Source organism: Actinomadura sp. 7K507, assembly GCF_004348425.1.
Classification (GTDB): domain Bacteria; phylum Actinomycetota; class Actinomycetes; order Streptosporangiales; family Streptosporangiaceae; genus Spirillospora.
Genome location: NZ_SMKK01000476.1, coordinates 1 through 2,374, shown reverse-complemented (window position 1 = coordinate 2,374; position 2,374 = coordinate 1). Strand labels below are relative to the sequence as shown.

Sequence of the window (2,374 nt, the reverse complement as noted above, 5' to 3'; positions counted from 1 at the left end):
GCCAGGAAGACGTCGTCCAGGTCGGGGGTGTGTACCGAAAGTTCTTCGACCTCGATCGACGCGTCCTCCAGGCGGCCGAGCAGCGACCGCAGCGACCGGACGCCGCCGTCGCTCGGCACCTGCAAGGCGAGCGCGTCGTCGTCCCGCGTCACGTCCCGCGTCACGGCGCCGAGCATCCGCGCCGCCGCGTCCAGGTCCGCCAGGTCGTCGAACCGCAGCCGGACGTGCCCGCCGGGGACCTGCCGCTTCAGCTCGTCCGCGGTCCCCTCGGCGACCAGCCGCCCGCCGTCCAGGACCGCGATCTTGTCGGCGAGATGGTCCGCCTCCTCCAGGTACTGCGTCGTCAGGAAGATCGTCACGCCGCGCTGGACGAGCCCGCGGATGATCTCCCACATGGTGCGCCGGCTCCGCGGGTCGAGCCCGGTCGTCGGCTCGTCCAGAAAGATGATCTGCGGGTCGCCGATCAGCGTCATCGCGATGTCGAGCCGCCGACGCATCCCGCCCGAGTAGGTGGTGACCGTCTTGTTCGCCGCCTCCACCAGGTCGAGCCGCTCCAGCAACTCGTCGGCGGCCCTGCGCCCCGAGGCCTTGCCCAGCCGGTGCAGGTCCGCCATCAGGATCAGGTTCTCCCGCCCGGTCAGCAGCCCGTCCACCGCCGAATACTGCCCCGTCACCCCGATCGCCCTGCGCACCCCTTCGGGGTCCTTGGCCAGGTCGCGTCCCGCGATCCGGGCCTCGCCGCCGTCCGCGCGGATCAGCGTTGTCAGGATCCGCACCGCCGTGGTCTTCCCTGCCCCGTTCGGCCCGAGCAGCGAGAAGACCGTTCCGCGCGGCACGTCGAGGTCGATGCCGTCGAGGACGACCTTCTCTCCGAACGCCTTCCGGAGACCGGCCGCGTAGATGGCCGTTTGCCGTGGTTCCGTGTTCATGCGCCGAAGCGTGCGTGCCCCTGCCTTCACCCCGGTTTCACCCCGGTTTCACCCCGGGGCCGCGGCTACGATCCGGCGGCGTGACGTGGGAACCGCAGCGTGCGACGCCGGCGTGGCGGCGTTGCGGCGTTGCATTGCGGCGTTGCATTGCGGCTGGAACAGGAGATCTTCGAGCCTGTGAGTGCGTCGCAAGATCTGTGAGTGCCGTTGCAAAGATCTGTGAATGCTGCGAATTCAGCACCACGGGACGATAGAAGAATCGAATAACATAAATCTACACACGGCGGTGGGGGCGGCGCAGCGTACGGGGCCGCCCCTCCAAAGTCAAGGGCGCCTTCGGCGTCGCTTCGCGATGGGACTCCGTCCCACCCTTGACTTCGGAGCCTCTACGGCCCCTGGGTCCAGCTTTTCGCGGGGCAGGCTCCGCCTGCCCCCTGCCCTGGTCGCGCCGCCCCCACCGCCCAGCCACGAACGGGACATTTCAATTCTCCGACGTGGCTTCGCGGTGACATTATTCGAGCTTCGGAATTTCCCAGAATCGTGCCTGCGTGGCCACGCAATGTCACCGCTTCCACTATCATGGTTATATGTGCACGATGGCGATCGACCTCGATGAGGCGTCCACCATGGAATTGGTGGAGGCGGCATCGGTGATCGCCGCGAGAATAGCCGAACGGACGCCACCCGAATCGGCTGCGGCGTGCTTCGAACTCACCGAGAAACTCGCCCGCGCCACCGACCAGCACGAGAGCGCCATCGCCGGGTTCGTGTCCGTGGTCGACAACTCCGGAGAAGCGCAACGCTGGGGCCTTCCGTCCACCCAATCGTGGCTGCGATCCCGGCTGGGGATGCGCGACGCCCGCGCCAAGGAACGGCTCACCCTGGCCCGGCATCGCCATCGTCTCCCCGCCGTCAGCGCCAGGTGGGCCGCCGGGGACCTGTCGTACGGCTACGCCGCCACCATCGCAGGCGCGGTCGCCCGACTGGACGACGATGACTGCGCCGCCGCCGAGGACATCCTGCTCGACATGGTCGATCAAGATTTCTCCGCCGGGAAGGTCGCCACCTTCGTGCGCCGCATCCGGGACGTCATCGCCGAGCGGGACGGCACCGAAACGGCACCCGACGACGCCAAACGCGGCTACGAACGCTCCTGGATCGACTCAACGCGTTCCCTGGACGGCGGCCGCTACCTCAAGGGCTGGCTCAACCCCGAAGACGCCGCGATCTGGGACGGCACGCTAGGGCCGCTGGCCAAGCCTGCCGGAACCGATGACCGCCGCGACCTGTCCGAACGCATGGCCGCCGCACTGACAAGCGTCCTGTCGGGCGGGCATCGGGCCACCAAGGTCACCGTCATCTGCGACCTGGACACCCTCACCGGCGGCACCGCCCCGGCCCGCCTCACCGACGGCACCCCCATCCCCGCCGAACAGGCCCGCCGC

The 2,374-nt window shown here is 68.8% G+C and carries 2 protein-coding genes; one reads left to right on the top strand and one right to left on the bottom strand.

Translation table 11 applies throughout. The features are described from left to right. The coding region (locus E1285_RS44560) for an ATP-binding cassette domain-containing protein (RefSeq protein WP_132160947.1) at positions 1 to 929 on the bottom strand (929 nt) is incomplete at its 3' end. 587 nt (positions 930 to 1,516) lie between these two features. Here E1285_RS44560 and E1285_RS44555 point away from each other — a divergent pair. Continuing rightward, positions 1,517 to 2,374: DUF222 domain-containing protein (locus E1285_RS44555; RefSeq protein ID WP_132160946.1), on the top strand; the 858-nt coding region annotated here is incomplete at its 3' end.